19 protein-coding genes and 1 pseudogene are annotated in these 23,174 nt (G+C 59.5%); 8 read left to right on the forward strand and 12 right to left on the reverse strand.

Features of this window, described 5'->3' with window-relative positions; translation table 11 throughout:
- Window positions 1–643 precede the first annotated feature (643 nt).
- From ACM1ZW_RS26800 to ACM1ZW_RS26820, 5 genes are all read right to left on the reverse strand, one after another.
- A complete protein-coding gene (locus ACM1ZW_RS26800; RefSeq protein WP_017339429.1) occupies window positions 644–892 on the reverse strand; it encodes a DUF1652 domain-containing protein in 249 nt (82 codons plus the stop codon).
- A gap of 177 nt (window positions 893–1,069) precedes the next feature.
- Window positions 1,070–2,566 carry a PAS domain S-box protein gene (locus ACM1ZW_RS26805; protein ID WP_416739717.1) on the reverse strand — a complete coding sequence of 499 codons (1,497 nt, stop codon included), beginning with the start codon at window positions 2,564–2,566 and terminating at the stop codon, window positions 1,070–1,072.
- An 83-nt stretch (window positions 2,567–2,649) separates the two neighbouring features.
- A complete protein-coding gene (locus ACM1ZW_RS26810) occupies window positions 2,650–3,420 on the reverse strand; it encodes a hypothetical protein (protein WP_414878477.1) in 771 nt (256 codons plus the stop codon).
- Between the two features lie 284 nt (window positions 3,421–3,704).
- Entirely contained in the window at window positions 3,705–4,988 is a 1,284-nt protein-coding gene (locus tag ACM1ZW_RS26815) for a Zn-dependent hydrolase (protein ID WP_414878476.1), read from the reverse strand.
- A gap of 41 nt (window positions 4,989–5,029) precedes the next feature.
- Window positions 5,030–6,514: an NCS1 family nucleobase:cation symporter-1 gene (locus ACM1ZW_RS26820; protein WP_017339433.1), complete on the reverse strand. Its 1,485-nt coding sequence runs from the start codon at window positions 6,512–6,514 to the stop codon at window positions 5,030–5,032.
- Between the two features lie 554 nt (window positions 6,515–7,068).
- Here ACM1ZW_RS26820 and hydA point away from each other — a divergent pair.
- From hydA to preA, 3 genes are all read left to right on the forward strand, one after another.
- Complete coding sequence (gene hydA / locus ACM1ZW_RS26825) at window positions 7,069–8,508, forward strand: dihydropyrimidinase (protein WP_017339434.1); 1,440 nt, start codon at window positions 7,069–7,071, stop codon at window positions 8,506–8,508.
- Between the two features lie 157 nt (window positions 8,509–8,665).
- Complete coding sequence (locus ACM1ZW_RS26830) at window positions 8,666–10,033, forward strand: NAD(P)-dependent oxidoreductase (protein WP_416739718.1); 1,368 nt, start codon at window positions 8,666–8,668, stop codon at window positions 10,031–10,033.
- Window positions 10,034–11,308, forward strand: a complete 1,275-nt coding sequence (gene preA, locus ACM1ZW_RS26835) for an NAD-dependent dihydropyrimidine dehydrogenase subunit PreA (protein ID WP_017339436.1) — start codon at window positions 10,034–10,036, stop codon at window positions 11,306–11,308.
- Between the two features lie 115 nt (window positions 11,309–11,423).
- Here preA and ACM1ZW_RS26840 read toward each other — a convergent pair whose 3' ends face one another.
- The gene (locus ACM1ZW_RS26840; protein WP_017339437.1) at window positions 11,424–12,044 is read right to left on the reverse strand and encodes a TetR/AcrR family transcriptional regulator; all 621 of its coding nucleotides are present in this window, start codon (window positions 12,042–12,044) and stop codon (window positions 11,424–11,426) included.
- Between the two features lie 363 nt (window positions 12,045–12,407).
- Between ACM1ZW_RS26840 and ACM1ZW_RS26845 the strand changes: the two are divergent.
- The 5 genes and pseudogenes from ACM1ZW_RS26845 to ACM1ZW_RS26865 all read left to right on the forward strand — a co-directional run.
- Window positions 12,408–12,537, forward strand: a pseudogene (locus ACM1ZW_RS26845) (copper resistance protein CopD); the annotation flags it as partial.
- 130 nt (window positions 12,538–12,667) lie between these two features.
- Window positions 12,668–13,969: an OprD family porin gene (locus ACM1ZW_RS26850; RefSeq protein ID WP_414878472.1), complete on the forward strand. Its 1,302-nt coding sequence runs from the start codon at window positions 12,668–12,670 to the stop codon at window positions 13,967–13,969.
- A 283-nt stretch (window positions 13,970–14,252) separates the two neighbouring features.
- Window positions 14,253–15,071 carry an NAD-dependent epimerase/dehydratase family protein gene (locus ACM1ZW_RS26855; protein ID WP_416739719.1) on the forward strand — a complete coding sequence of 273 codons (819 nt, stop codon included), beginning with the start codon at window positions 14,253–14,255 and terminating at the stop codon, window positions 15,069–15,071.
- A gap of 53 nt (window positions 15,072–15,124) precedes the next feature.
- Window positions 15,125–16,012: an SMP-30/gluconolactonase/LRE family protein gene (locus ACM1ZW_RS26860; RefSeq protein WP_416739720.1), complete on the forward strand. Its 888-nt coding sequence runs from the start codon at window positions 15,125–15,127 to the stop codon at window positions 16,010–16,012.
- Between the two features lie 26 nt (window positions 16,013–16,038).
- Window positions 16,039–16,917, forward strand: coding sequence for an aldose 1-epimerase (locus ACM1ZW_RS26865; protein ID WP_416739721.1), 879 nt, complete (start codon window positions 16,039–16,041; stop codon window positions 16,915–16,917).
- Here ACM1ZW_RS26865 and ACM1ZW_RS26870 read toward each other — a convergent pair.
- The 6 genes from ACM1ZW_RS26870 to pqqB all read right to left on the reverse strand — a co-directional run bounded on the left by ACM1ZW_RS26870 (window position 16,902) and on the right by pqqB (window position 23,144).
- Window positions 16,902–18,629: a NahK/ErcS family hybrid sensor histidine kinase/response regulator gene (locus ACM1ZW_RS26870; RefSeq protein ID WP_017339443.1), complete on the reverse strand. Its 1,728-nt coding sequence runs from the start codon at window positions 18,627–18,629 to the stop codon at window positions 16,902–16,904. The genes ACM1ZW_RS26865 and ACM1ZW_RS26870 overlap by 16 nt on opposite strands.
- Complete coding sequence (ercA, locus tag ACM1ZW_RS26875; protein ID WP_017339444.1) at window positions 18,613–19,776, reverse strand: alcohol dehydrogenase-like regulatory protein ErcA; 1,164 nt, start codon at window positions 19,774–19,776, stop codon at window positions 18,613–18,615. Before ercA ends, ACM1ZW_RS26870 begins: the two co-directional genes overlap by 17 nt.
- Window positions 19,777–19,979: 203 nt before the next feature.
- A complete protein-coding gene (gene pqqE / locus ACM1ZW_RS26880) occupies window positions 19,980–21,122 on the reverse strand; it encodes a pyrroloquinoline quinone biosynthesis protein PqqE (RefSeq protein WP_017339445.1) in 1,143 nt (380 codons plus the stop codon).
- Window positions 21,100–21,372, reverse strand: a complete 273-nt coding sequence (pqqD, locus tag ACM1ZW_RS26885; RefSeq protein ID WP_017339446.1) for a pyrroloquinoline quinone biosynthesis peptide chaperone PqqD — start codon at window positions 21,370–21,372, stop codon at window positions 21,100–21,102. The genes pqqE and pqqD overlap by 23 nt, the downstream gene beginning before the upstream one ends.
- Window positions 21,369–22,121: a pyrroloquinoline-quinone synthase PqqC gene (pqqC, locus tag ACM1ZW_RS26890; protein WP_017339447.1), complete on the reverse strand. Its 753-nt coding sequence runs from the start codon at window positions 22,119–22,121 to the stop codon at window positions 21,369–21,371. Before pqqC ends, pqqD begins: the two co-directional genes overlap by 4 nt.
- Before the next feature lie 108 nt (window positions 22,122–22,229).
- A complete protein-coding gene (gene pqqB, locus ACM1ZW_RS26895; RefSeq protein WP_416739722.1) occupies window positions 22,230–23,144 on the reverse strand; it encodes a pyrroloquinoline quinone biosynthesis protein PqqB in 915 nt (304 codons plus the stop codon).
- Window positions 23,145–23,174: the final 30 nt, after the last annotated feature.

The raw sequence follows: 23,174 nt of genomic DNA on the forward strand, positions 1-23,174 counted from the left end.
TTTCAAGCGACGGGTAATGATTCAAAATTCGCGAAGCAAAAATTGTTTATCGTCTGGACAAATCAGCAAGCCATGCAGTTACAGCGTGTGCTGATTTCACCTGACTTGTGATGACTCATAGCACCGCCTCGACATCCAGGGTGGCATTAAGAAATACCGACCACTCAACTATCGAGACAGTGCATGAATTATGGAACTTTCAGAGTTGACAGTTCGGCTAGAACCAATTGCGATCAAAAGCCAATTTTTCATAAACAACACGCCGCTACTGAGTCACACACCGAGTCAACGTAGTCACTCGTGTGACCTCACCCTCCGCCCTTACATCACCCAGTACATCGGTTTTTTCGGACGTTTCACACGTGCGTTGAGGCATCGGAGGTGGAGCGGCGGGCGGCGGTGGCGGAGGACTGGCACAACCGCCAAGTATCGTTATGCAAAAGGCGAGCGACAATGACGCAAACGTGCATTTCCCAAGACTGTTCATAAACTGACCCGCGATAAGTGATCGACATATTCCGCGACAAACAGCAAACACTACAAAAGTGTGGACCGGTCACGGCAAACAAACGTTCACTTTTCTTATAGGCGGCATGGTTGAGATCGCTTGGCTTTTTCACAGCAAGGATCTAACCGGCACGCGCTATCGGACAGGGTCGGGGCGATGCAGCGTGTTGCTCTCAAGTTCATAACGCAGTTCTTCAATCAGTGCCTCTACCGCTTCCAGAGTCGCAAGCGGGACCCTCAAGCCACTGACTACCAGGTCAACCTGCCCGGAAACCGGGTGATAGAGTTTCACCGTCAACGAGTGATCCCCCGTCAGCGTGCACTCACAAGCCAGCGGCGAAAAACTGCGCTCCAGTTGCAGACGTAATTGCGCCAGGGAAATCATTGCAATTCACCTTGGCGGCGGCGCATCAAACAGTGCGCTGTGAACGTGACCATGTGACGGTTCCTTTTCATGTATCGAAGGGGTTCGCGAAGACTTGTATCGCACCCTTACAGCTTAAGAACCGCCAAGCCCGGTCAGAACATCCATTTGCACTGGCTAATCTAGTGCAATTGCACCTTACCTTTGCCGCTTCGGTCGGCGTTCGCTGGAGAACAATCCGCGCTCGCGCGCCCAGACAATCGCTTCACTGCGACTGTGCACGTCCAGCTTGGAATACACCGTCGAAACATGGTTGCGCACGGTGTTGGGGGCCAGTTTCAGGCGCGCTGCGATTTCCTTGTCAGCCAGGCCTTCGCAGATCAGGCCAAGCACATCGCGTTCACGGGCGGTGAGGTCAGTGAAGGAGACGCTGGGCAATTTCGGCGAGTTGACGCTTTTCACGTTGGCCAGTTTTTCGATCAGCGTACGGCTGAACCAGGACGCGTCTTTCATCACCTCTTCAATCGCGGCCACCAATTCCAGCTCGGTGCGTTTGCGTTCGGTGATGTTCATCAACACCAGCAGGTAGCAAGGGCTGTCCTGAATGTTCACGGTGTCGGCGGAAATCGCGCAATCGATCAGTTCGGTATCTTTTTTACGTACGCTGACATCGATGCGATCCAGGCTGCCGGTTTTCTCCAGTGCCGCAAACAGACGAGTGCGTGCGCCCGTGTCATGGATGAAATCGATCTCGGCGATGGTCTTGCCGAGCACTTCTTCACTCGGATAAGCGAGGGTTTCGAGGAACGCCTCGTTGACGTCCAGCACCACTTGATCACTGGCGTTGCACACCAGGATCGGCACCGGTGTCAGGCGGAAAGCCTTGGCAAACCGTTCCTCGCTCTGGCGAAGGGCAACCTCGGCCTTATGCCGGGGTTCCATGTCGACAAAGGAAAACAACATGCAGTCTTCGTCGTTGAGCTCAAGCGGCTGGCCCGCGACGATCACCTGCTTGCTGCCGCCTTCAGGCAATTTCAGCTCGGCCTGCATCTGGGGAATAGTGGCGTGTTCACGCAAGCGCTCGATTGCCAGGTCTTTCTTTTCGGCGCCTTCAAGAATGTCCAGCTCATAGGTCGACACATCGATGACCTGATCGCGGCTGTAGCCGGTCATTTCAAGGAAGCCGGCATTGACCTTGATGTAGCGCAGATCGCTGAGGCGGCAAATCACCGCCGGGGCCGGGTTGGCATTGAAGGTCTTTTCGAAACGCTGCTCGGCGCTGGCCCACTCGGTGACATCGTCCATGATCAGCACCAGCAACTCCGGTTCGCCGCCGCTGTCGGTCAGGACCAGGCTGCGTACGTTGTGGACCCAGGTACGCGCTTCATCGTCGAGCGGAGTCACTTCCACCAATACATCGCTGAACGTATCACCACGGGCCACGCGATTGATCGGGTAGTTGTCGGCCGGCACCGGATGATTGTTGCGATAACGCAAGGCGAAGCGTTTCGCGTACTCCTTGGCATTGGCGCCCAATTCGCTGATCCGTCTGACACCGTGCATGGTCAGCGCGGCTTCATTGGCCCAGAGGAGGGTCTGATCGAGCTCCAGCAGGATCACGCCGTCGGACAGACCGGCGATGATCTGCTGCAATTGACGGCGATTGGTTTCAGTGGTCAGGACGTCTTGGCTCATTGGATCTCCACAATCGCGGGAGCGCCAACGTGCGGCGCTCTGTGAAGATTACGACCTCAGGGGTTTGTGATCGTGCGTTACTTCTACTCCTTGGCTGAATCTGTGGAACTCTCAATTGCTTCTGAATGCTCCAACTTGCCAGATACGGTTTCAGTCATGACATCTGCTGTGGGCGAAAAGTCAAAACTAGTAGCTAACGGCACACCTTCAGCCTCAAACCGTGCGGTTACCGGCACTACTTTATCGAATTTATCGAAACTAAAATTCCACTTCAATTCTAAGTGCCCCATCGTCTGAGGCTCGGCAGGCGTAACATCGGGAACTCCATGCTCCCCCGTCAATGTCATTGTTATTTTTTTACCAAACAATCTGTTCCCAACGGGCCAAAGCTGGATGCCATTTCGGTAGTCAGTTTGAGTAAGGCGCAAAATACCCTTATGAGCAAAAAATCCATTATTGGTTGGCGTAAAAACGTAAAACCTTGAACTTGAATACCAAGGGTGATCGGCCGCATAGGATTCGCAGTGAAATTCCAACGTTTGATTAAAGTCCCGGCTGTACAGTACCAAAGTGAAACGCTCTTCCGTACTTCCAGGTGTTATCGTCCACTTTAACTTACCAGCCACCGGTTTCACCCACGTATCGGTACCCGGCTCTAAATAGATGGGTTGTCCATCAGAGACTACCCCCAGACGAAACTCCCCCAACGAGCCGGGCATATTAATGCTCAACTTATTTGCGAAAGAACTTTGCAGCAGCAGAGGCGCGCCACGCGTTAGTCTGTTCTGGTTGATCTCCATGAATAGATTATCGTACGGGTCATTTCTTGATTCAGCATCTACGACAGTTCCCATAATGCAATCTCCCTCTAATTGATTCACACACCAACCTATGCGCGACTACTATTAGAGAAAACTAACTACAGCGCCACTGTCAAATATGACAGTTGCTTAGAATCAAATTCGAATAAACAGCCTTTTTAATAGCCAAAATAGAATCACAACACCTACGTCGTAGCGAAGCTTGCTCACGAAGAGTCCATCATATGCAACATCTTCGCCGCCTGATCCGACGTCTTCGCGAGCAAGCTCGGCTCCTGCAGGGGTTGCGTGCACCTGAAAACACGAACGTCGGATCTTCATGCCGCGATTTGCCCTCCGGCAATCGCCGCCGACGCCGCCAGCATCGCCCGTAACAACACCGCACACCCTGCCGCCAGGTCGTCCGGTGCGGCGTTTTCGATTTCGTTGTGGCTGATACCACCCTCGCACGGTACGAAGATCATCCCGGCCGGGCCGAGTTCGGCGAGGAAGATGGCGTCGTGCCCTGCTCCGCTGACGATATCCATGTGCGACAAGCCAAGCCCTTGGGCCGCGCCGCGTACCGCTTCGACGCAGCCTTTGTCGAAGTACAGCGGCGGGAAGTCGGCGGTCGGTGTCAGTTCGAAGGTCAGGCCGTGCTCTTCGCAGGTGGCTTCGATCACTTCGCGGACTTCGGCGATCATCGAATCCAGGCGTGCCGGTTCCAGATGCCGGAAATCCAGGGTCATGCGCACTTCGCCGGGGATGACGTTGCGCGAGCCAGGATAGGCTTGCAGGCAACCGACAGTGCCGCAGGCGTGGGGTTGATGGCCGAGGGCGGCGCGATTGACGGCGCCGACAATGACGGACGCACCGACCAATGCGTCTTTGCGCAGGTGCATCGGGGTGGGTCCGGCGTGGGCTTCGACGCCGCGCAGTTTCAGGTCGAACCATTTCTGGCCGAGGGCGCCCATGACCACGCCGATGGTTTTGCGTTCGTCCTCAAGGATCGGCCCCTGTTCGATGTGGGCTTCGAAGTAGGCGCCGACGGCGTGACCGCTGACCTTGCGCGGGCCGGCATAGCCAATCGCGTTCAGTGCTTCGCCGACGGTAATGCCTTCGGCGTCGACCTTGGCCAGGGTTTCTTCAAGGGTGAATTTTTCCGCGAACACGCCGGAGCCCATCATGCACGGGGCGAAACGCGAGCCTTCCTCGTTGGTCCAGACCACCACCTCCAGCGGCGCTTCGGTTTCCACGCCGAGGTCGTTGAGCGTACGCAAGACTTCGACGCCGGCGAGCACACCGAAGCAGCCGTCGAACTTGCCGCCGGTGGGTTGAGTGTCGATGTGACTGCCGGTCATCACCGGTGGCAGGTTCGGATTGCGCCCGGGGCGCCTGGCGAAGATGTTGCCGACGGCGTCGATACTGACGGTGCAGCCGGCCTCCTCGCACCACTTGACGAAGATGTCCCGGGCCTGGCGGTCGAGGTCGGTCAGGGCCAGGCGACAGACGCCGCCCTTGACTGTGGCGCCGAGTCTGGCCAAGTCCATGAGCGACTGCCACAGGCGGTCGCGGTTGATGTGCTGATGGGTGGATTGCAGAACGTCTACGGCCGCGTTCATGGTGATCTCCTCAGGAAGTTGTCATAGGTGTATGCCTGTACCTACACCGCAGTTTTCGCAACAGACGGACTGGGCCGAACAGAGCACAACCCGTAATAAATCAACCCACCCAGCGCCGAACCCGTGAACCAGCCATAGCTGTAGAACCAGCTGAAGGCATCGCTGCCCAGCGACAGCAGCGTCAACACCACCGGCACACCAAACGCGATAAACCCGCACCAGTTCCACGCCGGATAGACGTCATCGCGATAAAGCCCGGCCAGGTCCAGTTGCTGTTTCTTGATCAGGAAATAATCCACCACCATGATCCCGGCGATGGGGCCGAGCAGACTGGAATAGCCCAGCAGCCAGTTCGAATAGACCGTTTCCAGGCTCACATCGGAAACGATCAGCCCGAGCTTCTTCAGCAGCTCATGCGCCATCAGCACCAGGCCAACCACCCCCGTGAGCATTACCGCCTTGGTGCGGTTGATCACCTTCGGCGCGATGTTCTGGAAGTCGTTGGTCGGCGAAACAATGTTGGCGGCGGTATTGGTGGAGAGCGTGGCGATGATGATCAGCGCCATGGCCAGCGCGACCCAGACCGGGCTCTGGATGTGACCGATCAGCGTCACCGGGTCGGACACGGTCACGCCCACCAGCTTGACCGATGCGGCCGTCATCACCACGCCCAGTGAAGCGAACAGGAACATGGTCAGCGGCAGGCCGATGATCTGCCCGACGATCTGGTCCTTCTGACTTTTGGCGTAGCGGCTGAAGTCCGGAATGTTCAGTGACAACGTGGCCCAGAACCCGACCATCGCAGTCAGCCCGGCGGCGAAGTAACTGACCACGCTCGCCCCTTCCGGACGCTTGGCCGGGATCGCCATCAATTCGCTCATCGATACGTTCGGCATGGCCCACACCAGCAGCCCGACACCGACCAGCACCAACAGCGGCGCGGACAGCGTTTCCAGCCATTTGATCGACTCGGCGCCGCGAATCACCACCCACAGGTTCAAGGCCCAGAACACCATGAAACCGATGACCTCACCCGTGCCGCCAAGGGATTTCCAGCCCTCGAACACCGAGCCCAGAAACAGGTGAATCGCCAGCCCGCCAAACATCGTCTGGATGCCGAACCAGCCACACGCCACCAAGGCGCGAATCAGACAGGGAATGTTGGAGCCCAGAATGCCAAAGGATGAACGCAGCAGGACGGGAAACGGGATGCCGTATTTGGTGCCGGGGAACGCGTTCAGCGTCAGCGGAATCAACACAATGATGTTGGCAAACAGAATCGCCAGCAGCGCCTCACCGACGCTCAGGCCGAAGTAAGCGGTCAGCACCCCGCCGAGGGTATAGGTCGGCACGCAGATCGCCATGCCGACCCACAGCGCGGTGATGTGCCATTTGTTCCAGGTTCGCTCGCGCACCTTGGTCGGTGCCATATCGTGGTTGTAACGGGGACTGTCGAGGACATCGCTGCCGGCTTCGAGCTCGAACAAGCCGTCGCGCTCGGTCACTTGCGATCTGATCTGTTGCATGGCCGCTCCACTGTTCTTTGAATTATTTTTTGCTCAACAAGGGGCTGGTGGCATCAATAAACGTGCCGGGCACCCCGATTGCGCATCGGGCAGTTCCATAAAAACTTCGTAAAGCACTGATGTTTATCAGCTTTATTTATATATCTGGTGAGTCCTCGGTGACTTGCCTGTTTCCTCAGGCTAAAAGGCCAGGCCAGTGGTCCGAACCGTCAGGACTCAATCTGGTGCGTCGATCTTTTTTTCAAAGTTGCGCATCAACCATAGACCATCCTCAAGCGGCTGATTTCACATAAGAAATCTTGACCATTTTTGGAACCTGTCAAGTGCGTCAAAATGGTGAGAGGCCTCACCATTTTGGTGATTAATCGTTTTAGTACTTATATTTCAAATACTTAAATCAGTTATATGCTTATAAAAATTATTCTTGCTGATTCCACGAACTCATACTAGTTTCTATTCCTGACAGTGTTGACAGGAATACTCCTGTCTACGCCTGCTTCATATAAAACATTTAGAACCGGCACCAGTCGGTCATTGCCTGCGAGGAACTCGGAATGTCTCTGTTGATCCGTGGCGCCACCGTTATTACCCATGATGAAAGTTATCGCGCCGACGTCTATTGCGCCGACGGCGTGATCAAAGCCATCGGTGACAATCTTGATGTTCCGGCAGGCGCCGAAGTGCTCGACGGCAGCGGCCAATACCTGATGCCCGGCGGCATCGATCCGCATACGCACATGCAGCTGCCTTTCATGGGCACCGTGGCCAGTGAGGACTTTTTCAGCGGTACGGCGGCAGGCCTTGCCGGGGGCACCACGTCGATCATCGACTTCGTGATTCCCAACCCGCAGCAATCGCTGATGGAAGCCTTTCATCAGTGGCGCGGATGGGCCGAGAAGTCGGCCTCCGATTACGGTTTCCACGTTGCGATCACCTGGTGGAGCGAGCAGGTCCGCGAGGAAATGGCCGAGCTGGTCAGCCATCACGGCGTCAACAGCTTCAAGCATTTCATGGCTTACAAGAACGCGATCATGGCGGCCGATGACACCTTGGTAGCGAGTTTCGAACGCTGCCTGGAACTGGGCGCGGTGCCGACGGTGCATGCGGAAAACGGTGAACTGGTTTATCACCTGCAACGCAAGCTGATGGCCCAGGGCATCACCGGCCCTGAAGCGCATCCGCTGTCGCGCCCGTCGCAAGTCGAAGGTGAAGCGGCTAGCCGGGCCATCCGCATCGCCGAAACCCTGGGCACGCCGCTGTATCTGGTTCACGTGTCGACCAAGGAAGCCCTCGACGAAATCACCTACGCCCGCAGCAAGGGCCAGCAAGTCTACGGTGAAGTGCTCGCCGGTCATCTGCTGTTGGACGACAGCGTCTATCAACACCCGGACTGGCAGACCGCCGCCGGCTACGTGATGAGCCCGCCGTTCCGTCCACGCGGCCATCAGGAAGCACTTTGGCATGGTCTGCAATCCGGCAACCTGCACACCACCGCCACCGACCATTGCTGCTTCTGCGCCGAGCAAAAAGCCGCGGGGCGTGACGATTTCAGCAAGATCCCGAACGGCACCGCGGGTATCGAAGACCGCATGGCGGTGCTCTGGGATGAAGGGGTGAACACCGGGCGTTTTTCGATGCAGCAATTTGTCGCGCTGACCTCTACCAACACCGCGAAGATCTTCAACCTCTACCCGCGCAAGGGTGCGATTCGCGTCGGTGCCGATGCGGATCTGGTGCTGTGGGATCCCGAAGGCACACGGACAATTTCAGCGAAGACCCATCACCAGCAAGTCGACTTCAACATCTTCGAAGGCAAGACCGTACGCGGGGTGCCAAGCCATACGATCAGCCAGGGCCGTGTGGTCTGGGCCGATGGGGATCTGCGCGCCGAGCGAGGGGCCGGGCGGTATGTCGAGCGGCCGGCGTATCCGGCGGTGTTTGATTTGCTGAGCAAGCGGGCTGAGTTGAATCAGCCGGTTGCCGTGAAACGCTGAGATCGAGACCTTCGACCTCATCGCCAGCAGGCTGGCTCCCACAGGGTAAACGCATTCCAAATGTGGGAGCCAGCCTGCTGGCGATGAGGCCCGTTCAGACACCGCACAAACCAATGCCCACCAGAGGCATCACCTCAATAACCGTGAGGCCAACACCGTGATCAAGTCCCTGAACCACCTCCCGCATCCCTACGAGAATGCGGCCGACCTCGCTGGTCATTTCACCGACCTGGCGCCGCCGCTCAACGACCGCCAGGCACATCTGGAAGCCTCGCGCTGCCTGTATTGCTATGACGCGCCGTGCGTGAATGCCTGTCCGAGCGACATCGACATTCCCTCGTTCATCCGCAATATTCATCAGGACAACGTACAAGGCGCGGCGCAGAAAATCCTCTCGGCGAACATCCTCGGCGGCAGTTGCGCCCGGGTCTGTCCGACGGAAATCCTTTGCCAGCAAGCCTGCGTGCGCAACAACGCCCATGAATGCGCGCCGGTACTGATCGGCCTGCTACAGCGCTACGCCGTGGACAATGCGCACTTCAGCGAACACCCCTTCCCTCGCGCCGCAACCACCGGCAAGCGCATCGCCGTGGTCGGTGCCGGTCCGGCCGGTTTGTCCTGCGCCCATCGCAGCGCCATGCATGGGCATGACGTGGTGATTTTCGAGGCACGGGAAAAGGCTGGTGGCCTCAACGAATACGGGATCGCCAAGTACAAACTGGTGGACGATTACGCGCAGAAGGAACTGGACTTCCTGCTGCAGATCGGTGGCATCGAAATCCGTCACGGACAAAAACTCGGCGAAAACCTGACCCTCAGCGAGCTGCATCAACAATTCGACGCAGTGTTCCTCGGACTTGGCCTCAACGCCAGCAAACAGCTTGGGCTGGCCCGCGAAGATGCACCGGGCTTGCTCGCCGCCACCGAATACATCCGTGAATTGCGCCAGGCCGATGATCTGACACAACTGCCTTTGGCCAACCGCTGCATCGTCCTCGGTGCCGGCAACACCGCCATCGACATGGCCGTGCAAATGGCCCGCCTCGGCGCGCATGACGTGAATCTGGTGTATCGCCGCGGCGTCGAGGACATGGGCGCCACTCACCACGAACAAGACATCGCCAAAGCCAATCAGGTGCGCTTGCTGACCTGGGCGCAACCCGAAGAAGTGCTGCTCGACGATCGAGGCAACGTGCGCGGCATGCGCTTTGCTCGCACGCACCTGGTGGAAGGTCGCCTGCAAACCACCGGCGAAACCTTCGAACTCGCGGCCGATGCGATTTTCAAAGCCATCGGCCAGGCCTTCGACTCGAGCGCTCTTGGCGATCCGCTGGCTCGCGAACTCAAGCGTTCGGGCGATCGGATTCAAGTCGATGAACACCTGCGCACCAGCATTCCGGGCGTGTATGCCGGCGGTGACTGCACCAGCCTCGATCAGGACCTCACCGTGCAAGCGGTGCAGCACGGCAAACTGGCGGCCGAGGCCATCAACGCTCAACTGATGCTCAACGTGGAGGCTGCGTAAATGGCCGATCTTTCGATTGTCTTCGCCGGCATCAAAAGCCCCAACCCGTTCTGGCTGGCCTCCGCGCCACCGACCGACAAAGCCTACAACGTGGTCCGCGCCTTCGAAGCCGGTTGGGGGGGCGTGGTCTGGAAAACCCTGGGTGAAGACCCGGCGGCGGTCAACGTGTCCTCGCGCTACTCGGCGCACTTCGGGGCCAACCGTGAAGTATTGGGTTTCAACAACATTGAGCTGATTACCGACCGTTCGCTGGAGATCAACCTGCGGGAAATCACCCAGGTCAAAAAAGACTGGCCGGATCGGGCGTTGATTGTGTCGCTGATGGTGCCCTGCGTCGAAGAATCGTGGAAATACATCCTGCCGCTGGTGGAAGCCACCGGTGCCGATGGCATCGAACTGAATTTCGGTTGTCCGCACGGCATGCCGGAACGGGGCATGGGCGCGGCGGTCGGTCAGGTGCCGGAGTATGTCGAGCAGGTCACGCGCTGGTGCAAGACGTATTGCTCGCTGCCGGTGATCGTCAAGCTGACGCCGAACATCACCGACATCCGCGTCGCGGCCCGTGCAGCCCATCGCGGTGGTGCCGACGCGGTGTCGCTGATCAACACCATCAACTCGATCACCAGCGTCAACCTGGAGCGCATGGTCGCCAACCCCACCGTCGGCAGCCAAAGCACCCACGGCGGTTATTGCGGTTCGGCGGTGAAGCCGATTGCGCTGAACATGGTCGCCGAGATTGCCCGCGACCCGCAGACGCAAGGCTTGCCGATTTCCGGCATCGGCGGCATTGGCAACTGGCGCGATGCGGCGGAATTCATCGCGCTGGGCAGCGGCTCGGTGCAGGTGTGCACGGCGGCGATGCTGCATGGTTTCCGGATTGTCGAGGAAATGAAGGACGGTTTGTCACGCTGGATGGACAGTCAGGGTTACGCCAGCGTGTCGGAATTTTCCGGGCGCGCGGTGGGCAATACCACTGACTGGAAGTACCTGGACATCAACTATCAGGTCATTGCGAAGATTGACCAGGAAGCGTGTATCGGCTGCGGGCGTTGCCATATTGCCTGCGAAGACACGTCCCATCAGGCCGTGGCCAGTCTCAAGCAGGCGGACGGTACGCATAAATATGAAGTCATCGACGAGGAGTGCGTGGGCTGCAATTTGTGCCAGATCACTTGCCCGGTACAGGACTGCATAGAGATGGTGCCGATGGAGAACGGGAAGCCGTTTCTGGACTGGAATCATGATCCGAGGAATCCGTATCACGTTGCGGTCTGAAATCTTCGGCGCCTGAACTGACGCCATCGCGAGCAGGCTCGCTCCTACATTTGAAATGCATTCCAATGTGGGAGCGAGCCTGCTCGCGATGAGGCCGGCAGCACCACTCGAGATTTTAAGGCTCCAGACCGATCCCCCGCAAAATCACACTCGTCACCGTCTGCACCGCCCGCTCGAACTGCATGTCCGACAGCGGCTGATGATCGTTCAGGATATTCACCTGATGATCAAAGTCAGCGTAATGCTGGGTCGAGGCCCAGATCATGTACAGCAGGCTTGAAGGCTCCACCGGCAAGATGCGTTTGTCGTCCACCCACTGGCGAATTTTCGCCTCTTTCATCTTGGCCCAGTCGTACAGGCTGACGTCCAGTTTCTCACCCAACGTCGGTGCGCCGTGGATGATTTCATTGGCCCAGACTTTCGAGCCGTAAGGCCGGCTGCGGGAGTGGTTCATCTTGGCGCGGATGTAGCTGCTGAGCACCACGCGCGGATCATCGAACATCTCGAAACACAGGGCGTCCTGCTTCCACACCTCCAGCAAATCGAACAGCACAGCGCTGTACAACTCGGTCTTGGTGCTGAAGTAGTAATGCAGGTTGGAACGCGGCAGTTGCACTTCGGCGGCGATGTCGGCCATGGCGGTGCCGCCGAAGCCTTTTTCGGCAAAGACCTTTTCGGCCCCGAGCAGGATTTTTTCGACGTTACTGCGGCGAATCTCGATCTTGTGATTGCCCATGGGGGCTCCCTGGCAACAGCGTTGCTCAAGACTAGCATCCGCTCTACCTCGCGGCGACAGCGGAAAACGAAACTTCGTACCACCACCCGCTCACGCTCGCAGTTAACTGTCGCCCTTCTTCGAACCTGCCTCTGAGATCTCCGCGATGCTTTTCAAGAAATCCCTCTCCATCGCCGTCCTCCTCGGCTCGCTGCTCGCCGCCTCGTCGGTATTTGCCACGCCCATCTGAAAGGCCAGACCCCGGCCGCTGACAGCGCCGTGAGTGCACCGTCGGACTTGCGTCGGTCGACACCCATAAAAGCGAAGGCGCGTACAGCTTCAAGGTCGGCCGGTCACTCATGACGAGCGCGCTGGTGCTGTGCCGTTTCCTGCATCTTGCGGTTGGTGCTGTTCAATCGGTTGCAGATCAAGGATTGCGGAATGGTTGGTGGGGATGGGCGCAGTGGCTGCGGTCTCCCTCCTGGGCACCATGCCTCCCATGATTTCTAGCTGACAGCACAATCCCCAAGTCATCGTATAACTTCCGATTGACAACCCGCTAAACCCTCGCAAATAATCACCCCAGCGTTGTACGACGACGTATGACAACAATAAAAACAACAAGAAACATCGGGAGCGTCACAGTGAGCAAGCACGTCCGTAATTCCTTCGCCTGCACCCCTCGCCCAACCTTCGTACGCCGCTATACCCTGAGCCTGATCGGTTGCAGCAGCCTGGCCGTACTCGCCATGCCCATGACCAGCAACGCCGAAGGATTCGTCGATGACGCCAAGGCCACGCTGAACCTGCGCAACGCCTACTTCAATCGCAACTACACCAACCCGGCCTACCCTCAAGGCAAGGCTGAAGAGTGGACGCAAAGCTTCATCCTCGACGCCAAATCCGGCTTCACTCCGGGCCCGGTCGGCTTCGGCGTGGATGTGCTCGGCTTGTACTCGCAGAAACTCGACGGCGGCAAAGGCACGGGCGGCACCCAGTTGCTGCCGATTCACGATGACGGCCGCCCGGCGGACAATTTCGGCCGGATGGGCGTGGCGCTGAAAGGCAAAGTCTCGAAGACCGAATTGAAAGTCGGGGAATGGATGCCGGTGCTGCCGATCCTGCGCTCTGACGATGGTCGCTCGCTGCCGCAAACCTTTCGTGGCGGCCAGGTGACGTCCACCGAGATCAGCGGCCTGACGCTCTACGGCGGCCAGTTCCGCCAGAACAGCCCGCGTAACGATGCGAGCATGGAAGACATGTTCATGAACGGCAAATCGGCGGCCTTTACCTCGGACCGCTTCAACTTCGGCGGCGGTGAATATGCGTTCAACGAAAAACGTACCCAGGTCGGTGTCTGGTACGCAGAACTCAGCGATATCTATCAGCAGCAGTATTTCAACCTCAGCCACAGCCAGCCAATCGGCGACTGGACCCTGGGCGCCAATCTCGGTTACTTCATCGGCAAGGAAGACGGCAGCGCCCTGGCCGGCGACCTCGACAACAAAACCGCGTTCGCCATGCTCTCGGCCAAGTACGGTGGCAGCACGTTCTATGTCGGCCTGCAGAAACTCAGCGGCGACGATGTCTGGATGCGCGTCAACGGCACGAGCGGCGGCACCCTGGCCAACGACAGCTACAACTCCAGCTACGACAATGCCAAGGAGAAATCCTGGCAGCTGCGTCATGACTACAACTTCGTGGCGCTCGGCATTCCCGGCCTGACGATGATGAACCGCTACATCAGCGGCGATAACGTGCACACAGGGGTGATTACCGATGGCAAGGAATGGGGTCGCGAATCGGAACTGGCCTACACCGTCCAGAGCGGCCCGCTGAAAAACCTCAACGTCAAATGGCGCAACGCGAGCATCCGCAAAGACTTCAGCACCAATGAATTCGATGAGAACCGGATTTTCGTCAGCTATCCGATTTCGTTGCTGTAAAACCTTTAGAAGCCTGGACAACTCTGTGGCGAGGGAGCTTGCTCCCGCTCGGTTGCGAAGCAGTCGCAAAACCGGACGATCCAGTCTTGCTGAAGGATTGCAGGGGCCGCTTCGCGCCCCAGCGGGAGCAAGCTCCCTCGCCACAGTTGGGCGCTTGACAACCCTCCGTCCATTTCCACCAAAGTCGCGTTGACAAGACCCGGAAAGCCTAACGATACTCCGACCAAGTCATACGACAACCTACAACGATTCTGACAACAATAATTTGCGTCCAGGAACTGCCATGACCACTACGCCCAACGCCCCTTTCAATCGCCTGCTGCTGACCGGTGCCGCCGGTGGCCTCGGTAAAGTCCTGCGCGAAAGCCTGCGGCCTTACGCCAACGTGATTCGCCTGTCGGACATCGCTGACATCGCCCCCGCCATCGATGATCGCGAAGAAGTCGTGACCTGCGACCTCGCGGACAAGCAAGCCGTGCATCAACTGGTGGAAGGCGTGGATGCGATCCTGCACTTCGGCGGCGTTTCGACGGAACATTCGTTCGAAGACATCCTCGGCGCCAACATCTGCGGTGTATTCCACATCTATGAAGCCGCACGCCGCCATGGCGTGAAGCGGGTGATTTTCGCCAGTTCCAACCACGTCATCGGTTTCTACAAACAGGATGAAGTGATCGACGCCCACTCCCCTCGCCGCCCGGACAGCTACTACGGCTTGTCCAAGTCCTACGGTGAGGACATGGCCAGTTTCTACTTCGATCGCTATGGCATCGAGACCGTCAGCATCCGCATCGGCTCTTCGTTTCCGGAACCGCAAAACCGCCGGATGATGAGCACCTGGCTGAGTTTCGGCGACCTGACCCATTTGATCGAACGCGCCCTGTACGCCCCTGGTGTCGGCCACACCGTGGTCTACGGCGCCTCCGACAACAAGAAGGTCTGGTGGGATAACCGCTATGCTACCGCCCTGGGTTACGCACCAAAGGACACGTCTGAAGTGTTCCGCGACAAAGTCGAAGCCCAGCCGATGCCGGCCGCCGATGACCCGGCCATGGTTTATCAGGGTGGTGCCTTCGTCACGTCCGGCCCGTTCGGCGACTGACCCCATTCGTTTCACTTGATCTCCACAACAAAAAACCAAGGGAATGAGTCGCCATGCAAGCCGAATTGATTGTCGATGCCCGAAACGGGGTCGGTGAAAGCCCTGTCTGGGTTCCTGAGGAAAACGCCCTGTACTGGGTCGACATTCCCGCCGGGGGCCTGCAACGCTGGAGCGCCGAAACCGGCCGTGTCGAGGCCTGGACCGCACCGGAAATGCTCGCCTGCATCGTGCGAAGCCCTGACGGCGGTTGGGTCGCCGGGATGGAAAGCGGATTCTTTCGCCTTCACACGCACAACGATGGCAGCCTTGACAGTGAATTGCTGGCGCACGTCGACCATTCCCGCACCGACATGCGCCTCAATGATGGTCGTTGTGACCGTCAGGGGCGTTTCTGGGCCGGCAGCATGGTGCTGAACATGGGCGCCAATGCGGCCGACGGCGCGTTGTATCGCTACAGTGCCGGAGAACGCGGGCCGCTCGGCGCGCAACTGGGTGGATTCATCGTGCCCAATGGCCTCGGCTTCAGCCCGGATGGCCGCACGATGTACCTGTCGGACTCGCATCCCTCGGTCCAGCAGATCTGGGCTTTCGACTACGACATCGACAGCGGCACGCCGTCCAGCCAACGGCTGTTCGTCGATATGCATCAGTTCCCTGGCCGCCCCGACGGCGCCGCAGTAGACGCCGATGGCTGCTACTGGATCTGCGCCAACGACGCTGGGCTGATTCACCGTTTTACTCCCGACGGTCGTCTTGATCGTTCCCTCGCCGTACCCGTGAAAAAACCAACCATGTGCGCCTTCGGTGGCAGTCGACTGGACACGCTGTTCGTGACCTCGATCCGCCCCGGTGACGACCACGACCCACAGTCACTGGCCGGGGGCGTGTTCGCCCTTGAACCCGGTGTAAAGGGATTGCCGGAACCCGTTTTCAACCACTGACTGAAACGCTCGTATCGCTGGTGAACATGACGCCAACCTTGCTCGAACTCAACGACGGACTCACTCTCCTCACCCTCGCCCCCGAACTCGGTGCGAGCATCGTCAACTGGACCGTGCGCAGTTCGGGACAGCCGCTGTTGCGCCACAGCGACGCTCACGCGCTCAACACCGGCCTGCCGGGCAAGCTCGGATGCTTTCCGCTGGTGCCATGGTCGAACCGCATTTCCGACGGTGGTTTTGATCGCCCGGATGGCTGGCTCGCGCTCGAGCCCAACAGCCTCACTGATCCGCTGCCGATTCATGGCAGCGCCTGGCAGCAGCCGTGGCAGGTGGTTTTGCAAACGCAGGATGAAGTCGTGCTGCAACTCGACAGCACCACACCGTTCGCGTATCGCGCCCGGCAGCGTTTCCATCTGAGCAACGGCAAACTGAGCATCGAATTGCACGTCTCGCATCTGGCCGAACGCGCTGCGTGGCATGGTTTGGGATTGCACCCGTATCTGCCGCGCACCGCTGGCACGCGGTTGCAGGCAAAAGCCGGGCAAGTCTGGTTATGCGACGCGGCCAAACTGCCCACACGGCTCAGCACATTGCCGGCCGACTGGGACTTTCAGCAACTCAAGGCCTTGCCCGGCACGCTGGTCGACAACGGATTCTGCCAATGGGATGGCTACTGCCTGATCCAGCAACCCGACCTCGGTTATGAACTGGAATGCCAGGCCAGCGGCAGCGATTACTACTTGCTCTACTGCCCGGTGGACCTGGCGTTTTTCTGCATCGAACCGGTGAGCCATCCGGTCAATGCGCACCACTTGCCCGGTCGGCCGGGATTGGTGTTGCTGGAGCAGGATCAGTCCGCTGAACTGGCTTTCAGCATGCAGTACCGCGCCTACCCCAATAGCTGACTCAGCACTGCACGCAACTTGCCGGGTTTCACCGGTTTGTTCAGCAGCGGCGCGTCGAGTCGTTGCAACGAGCGTCGGCACTGGTCCGTGCGGTCGGCGGTGATGATCACCGCCGGAATGGTCTGGCTGAAATGCTCGCGTAGATGCCGGACCACCTCACACCCCACAACCCCGTGATCGAGGTGGTAGTCCGCCAGGATCAGTTCCGGCGCCTGGCCCTGCAACGCGGCCAGTGCCGAGGTTTCGTCGGTGGCGACGACCACTTCGCAGCCCCACTGCCCGAGCAATGCGCTCATGCTTTGCAGAATGCTCACCTCATTGTCCAGCACCAGCAACCGCCGGCCCGGCAACGGATTTCCGGTCCCCGACTGGGGCGCCGCGAGGCTGATGGGTAACGGAATCTCATGGGAGATCGGCACCTCAATGCTGAACATCGAACCGCGTCCCGGCAGCGAATGCACCTGGATCCGGTAGTCGAGGATCTTGGCGATGCGCTCGACGATGGCTAGCCCCAGCCCCACACCTTTGCGGTCGGCGGCGCGGCCGACGTCCAGTTGATTGAACTCGAGGAAAATCGAGTCGAGGCGATCCGCCGGTATCCCGCGCCCGGTGTCCCACACTTCCAGGCGCAGCCTGTCACCCCGCCGCCGGGCCCCGAGCAGAATGCTGCCTTCGTCGGTGTAGCGGCAGGCGTTACTGAGGAAGTTGCGCAGGATACGGGTCATCAGCCGCAGGTCGGTGCGAATGGCGAAATCGCCCATGTGCACGCGCAAACGCAACCCGGCCGCATCGGCCACTGACCGGAACTCGGACGCCAGCGGCCCGAGCAATTCATCGAGGCGGTACAACGCGACATCCGGTTTGACCGCGGCCTGATCGAGCCGGGAGATGTCGAGCAAATCGGTAAGCAAGTCTTCCGCCCCTTCCAGGGCCTGATGGGTGCGTTCGACCAGCACCTGTTCGACGTCCGGCAGTTTGCGTTCACGCAAGGTCGAAATCAGCAAACGCGCGGCGTTGAGCGGTTGCAGCAGGTCGTGACTGGCGGCGGCGAGGTATTTGTCCTTGCTGCGATTGGCGGCCTCGGCAGCGTCCCGGGCATCGCGCAAGGCCTCGGCGATCTGTTTGCGCTGGGTGATCTGTTGCTGCAGGTTGCGGTTGGCTTCAAGCAATTCGTCGGTGCGCGCGGTGACACGCTGTTCCAGTTCGTCATTGAGCTGTTGCAACCGTTGCTGCGCCTGCTTGCGTTCAGTGATGTCGGCGACAAAACCCTCCACCAGCGCCTCTTGATCGGGCTTGAGCAGCAGGTTCATCAGCACATCGAGGCTGCTGCCGTCCTTGCGCCGCAACTGGGTTTCATAGCCGTGCAGACTGCCCTGATGTCGGAGGATTTCACCGATGTTTTCCAGTTCCCGCGCACCGCCGACAAACAGGTTGCTCGCCAGATCCGCCAGGGAAAACAGCACGTCCTGAGGGTTTGCATAGCCCAGCATCCGCGCCAACGCAGGGTTGGCGGCGCGCATGCCTTCGAGCAGGCTCGCCTGGAAGATCCCGTGCACGGCATTTTCGAACAGCCACTTGTAGCGATTGCGCTCGGCTTCGAGCTCGTCGAGGCGCGCGGCGAGTTCCGGGTAATGGCTCTTGCGCGCCGAGTGACTGCCTAATCCGAGTAACCCGGCCAGCGCCCGTTGTTGTTCGTCAGAGGGCTTCGCCATAGACGACCTCGACATCACGCTGACTGGATTCGCGCGGGTTGGTGAGGATGCACGGATCGTGCATAGCGTGTTGCGACAGGAACGGGATGTCCGCCGTGCTGACGCCGTGCAGACCGAGGGTTTCGTGGAAGCCGATGGCATGTTTCAACGCGATCAGGTGCTCAACCAGACGCCCGCAGATCTGCCGGTGATTGAGGCCACGGCAATCGATGCCGAACGTTTCGGCAATCACCTTGAACCGTTCCGGCGCGGAGCTGTAATTGAAGGCCACCACATGCTCCACCAGTACCGCGTTGCACAGCCCATGGGGCAAGTCGAGGAAGCCGCCCAGGCTGTGGGACATGGCATGCACCGCGCCGAGGATCGCGTTGGAGAACGCCAGCCCGGCCTGCATGCTGCCGAGCATGATCTTCTCGCGCAGGGCGATGTCGCTCGGGTTGGCGATCATCTGCACCAGGTTGCCGTTGATCAGGCGCATCGCTTCCAGCGCATGCGGGTCGGTCAAGGGGCCGTGACCCGTGGACACGAAGGCTTCGATGGCGTGCACCAACGCGTCGATGCCGGTACAGGCCGACAGGAACGGGTCCATGCTCAGGGTGGTTTCCGGGTCGATCAGCGACACGTCCGGGACCACCGCTTTGCTGACGATGGAGAACTTCATGCGTTCTTGCTGGTTGGAGATGATCACGAATTGCGAGACGTCCGCCGAGGTACCCGCGGTGGTCGGAATCAGGATCAGCGGCGGGCTGGGCACGCGAATGGTGTCCACCCCTTCGAACTCGAGGATGCTGCGGCCGTGAGCGACGACAATGCCGATGCCCTTGCCGCAATCCATCGGGCTGCCGCCACCGACGGCGACGATCACGTCGCAATGGTTTTCCCGGTACAACTCGGCACCGAGCATGACCTCCTCGACCCGTGGGTTGGGGGAAACGTCGCTGTAGAGGAAGTAATCGATGCCCAGGGCTTGCAGGCTGGCCTCGACATCGGCGACCCAACCGGCGGCGATCACGCCAGGATCGCTGACCACCAGGACCTTGCGGGCACCAAAGGTCTTGGCGTAGTTGCCGACGTTGTGCCGGCAACCGGCACCAAAGATGATTTCAGGTGAAACGAATTTACGCAGCTGGCTGAGACTCTGGCTCATTGGAAAGCCTGTTTTTATTGTTTTGGAAGGTAAGAGCCACACTAACCCATCCGGCTGTGAATGCAATCAGACCAATGGTTACACCGCAGATCTCTGTGGGAGCGAGCCTGCTCGCGATGGGGGCGGCACATTTAACATCTCTATTGCCTGACAAACCGCTATCGCTAGCAGGCTGGCTCCCACAGGGATTTGTGTCGCTGTATTCATCCGCGATAGATCAACCGCGAGGCCTTTTCATTGCGCAACGTCAAGTGTTCCATGCCCTGCCCCGGCGCATCGGCTTCCTCGCGGGCCTTGAGGATCACGCCGTGGTGCGGCGACTTGCTGCACACCGGGTCGGCATTGGCCGCATCGCCGGTGAGCATGAACGCCTGGCAGCGACAGCCGCCAAGGTCCTTGTGCTTTTCATCACAGGAGCGGCACGGTTCCTTCATCCAGTCGTCGCCGCGAAAGCGGTTGAAACCGAAGGAATCGGTCCAGATGTGCTCGATGCTGTGTTCGCGCACATTCGGGAACGTCACCGGCAATTGCCGGGCACTATGACAAGGCAAGGCCGTGCCATCCGGGGTGATGTCGAGAAACAGATTGGCCCAGCCGTTCATGCAGGTCTTGGGGCGTTCTTCGTAGTAATCCGGGGTGACGAAAATCAGCTTGCACGGATGGCCCTGCGCCTCAAGCCGCTCACGGTATTCGTTGGTGATGCGCTCGGCGCGCTGCAATTGCTCGCGGGTCGGCAACAGGCCCACGCGGTTGAGCTCGGCCCACCCATAGAACTGACACGTGGCCAATTCGACGAAATCCGCTTCCAGCTCAAGACACAGGTCGATGATCTTCGCGATCTCGTCGATGTTGTGCCGATGGGTGACGAAGTTCAGCACCATCGGATAACCCTGGGCTTTCACCGCGCGGGCCATGGCAAGCTTCTGCGCGAAAGCCTTGCGCGAGCCGGCGAGCATGTTGTTGACCGCTTCGTCGGCGGCCTGGAAGCTGATCTGGATATGGTCGAGCCCGGCGACTTTGAAATCATGGACTTTCTGCTCGGTCAAACCGATGCCCGAGGTGATCAGGTTGGTGTAGTAACCCATGTCCCGTGCGGCTTTTATCAGCTCCGCCAGGTCCTGGCGCACCAACGGCTCGCCACCGGAAAAGCCCAGTTGCGCAGCGCCCATTTCGCGGGCCTCGCGGAACACGCGAATCCATTCTTCGGTACTCAACTCCGCGCCTTGCTGAGCGAAATCCAGTGGATTGGAGCAATACGGGCATTGCAGCGGACAACGATAAGTCAGCTCCGCCAACAGCCACAGCGGCGGTCCCGGGCGCGAATCATTCGATCCAGAATTGAGCATGGGCCACCTCCAGAAACGCCAGCACGTCCTCGTCGATCCCCGGCACACCGGGAAAACTCGCGGAAAGTAAATCAATGATCGCCGCCACACTGCGTTGACCGTCCAGCAGATCGAGAATCTGCCCGGCGCTGGCGTTGAGTTTGATCATGCCTTCGGGGTACAGCAGCACATGGCAGTCCTGACGCGGCTCCCACTGCAAGCGGAAACCCTGGCGCAACGTCGGCGCCTGCGCACGGTTGATCAGGCTCACAGCGCAATCCCCCGATGCCAGACGCGGTCGGTCGTCACCGTGTGATACGGCGGGCGTTGCAGCTCGTAAGCCATGCTCATGGCATCGAGCATGCTCCACAGCACGTCGAGCTTGAACTGAAGGATTTCCAGCATCCGCTGCTGGCCTTCGACGGTGACGTAATGCGCCAGGGTGATGCGCAAACCGTGCTCGACATCACGCCGCGCCTGACTCAGGCGCGTGCGGAAATAGTCGTAGCCGGCGACGTCAATCCACGGGTAATGCGTGGGCCAGGCATCGAGCCGCGACTGGTGGATCTGCGGCGCGAACAGCTCGGTCAGCGAACTGCTGGCCGCTTCCTGCCAGCAGGCGCGCCGGGCGAAATTGACGTAGGCGTCCACGGCGAAACGTACGCCGGGCAATACCAGTTCCTGGGACAGGATCTGTTCGCGATCCAGGCCCACCGCTTCACCGAGGCGCAGCCAGGCTTCGATGCCGCCTTCACTGCCGGGCACGCCGTCGTGGTCGAGAATCCGCTGCAGCCATTCGCGGCGCACGTCGCGGTCCGGGCAGTTGGCCAGGATGGCGGCATCCTTGAGCGGAATGTTGATCTGGTAGTAAAAGCGATTGGCGACCCAGCCCTGGATCTGCTCGCGAGTGGCGCGTCCGGCGTACATGGCTTGGTGGAAAGGATGATGGATGTGGTAGTACGCACCTTTGGCGCGCAGGGCGGCTTCGAATTCGGTGGGGGTCATTGGGGTGTCAGTCATTGCGGTTCTCCGGGAATATGCGGTGTCTGGTCTGGCCCCATCGCGAGCAGGCTCGCTCCCACAAGGGATCTGCGGCGTACACAGACCTGCTCGCGATGAGGCCATCAGCTACAGCTCAATACTCATGCCATCGAATGCGACCTCAACGCCCCGCCGCTCCAGCAACGCCCGCTCCGCCGAGTCTTCATCGAGGATCGGATTGGTGTTGTTGATGTGGATCAGCACCTTGCGCTGGCGGCTGAAACCCTCCAGCACTTCAAGCATGCCGCCCGGTCCGCTTTGCGGCAGGTGGCCCATTTCACTGCCCAGGCTCTGGCCGACTTCACACACGCGCATCTCGTCATCGCGCCACAACGTACCGTCCAGCAACAAACAATCGGCACGTTGCATCCAGCTCAGCACCTCATCGTCGATCTGGCCCAGGCCCGGCGCATAGAACAGCGCCGCGCCCGTGCGCAGGTCTTCGATGAACAGGCCAATGGTGTCGCCCGGTTGCGGATTGCCGCGATTGGGCGAATACGGCGGCGCGTTGCTGACCAACGGAATCGCCCGAAACTGCAAATGGCTGCACGCCGCGATAGTGAACGGCTCGCGGTCAAGCCCCACGGGTTGCCACTGCAAGCCGCCGTTCCAATGCTTGAGCATGGTGAACAACGGGAAACCGCTGCTCAGGTCTTCATGAACCCGCTCGGTGCACCAGACCGAATGCGGACAGCCTTCGCGCAGGCTCAACAGGCCGGTGCAATGGTCGATCTGGCTGTCCATCAGGACCACGCCGGCAATCGCCGTGTCGCGCAAGCGGCGGGCCGGTTGCAACGGCGCGAAACTCTCGAGTTGCGCGCGAATGTCCGGGGACGCATTGCACAGCACCCAATCCACACCGTTGTCGCTCAGGGCAATGGAAGACTGCGTGCGTCGTTGCGCGCGCAGGCTGCCATTGCGCATACCGGCGCACTGGCGGCAGTTGCAGTTCCACTGCGGAAAACCACCGCCAGCGGCGGAACCGAGAACCCGAATGTACATGGGCGATGCTCCAGAAGGCAGGCCCGGCCA

The sequence above is a fragment of the Pseudomonas sp. NFX71 genome (genome assembly GCF_048079215.1).
Taxonomy (GTDB): domain Bacteria; phylum Pseudomonadota; class Gammaproteobacteria; order Pseudomonadales; family Pseudomonadaceae; genus Aquipseudomonas; species Aquipseudomonas fluorescens_B.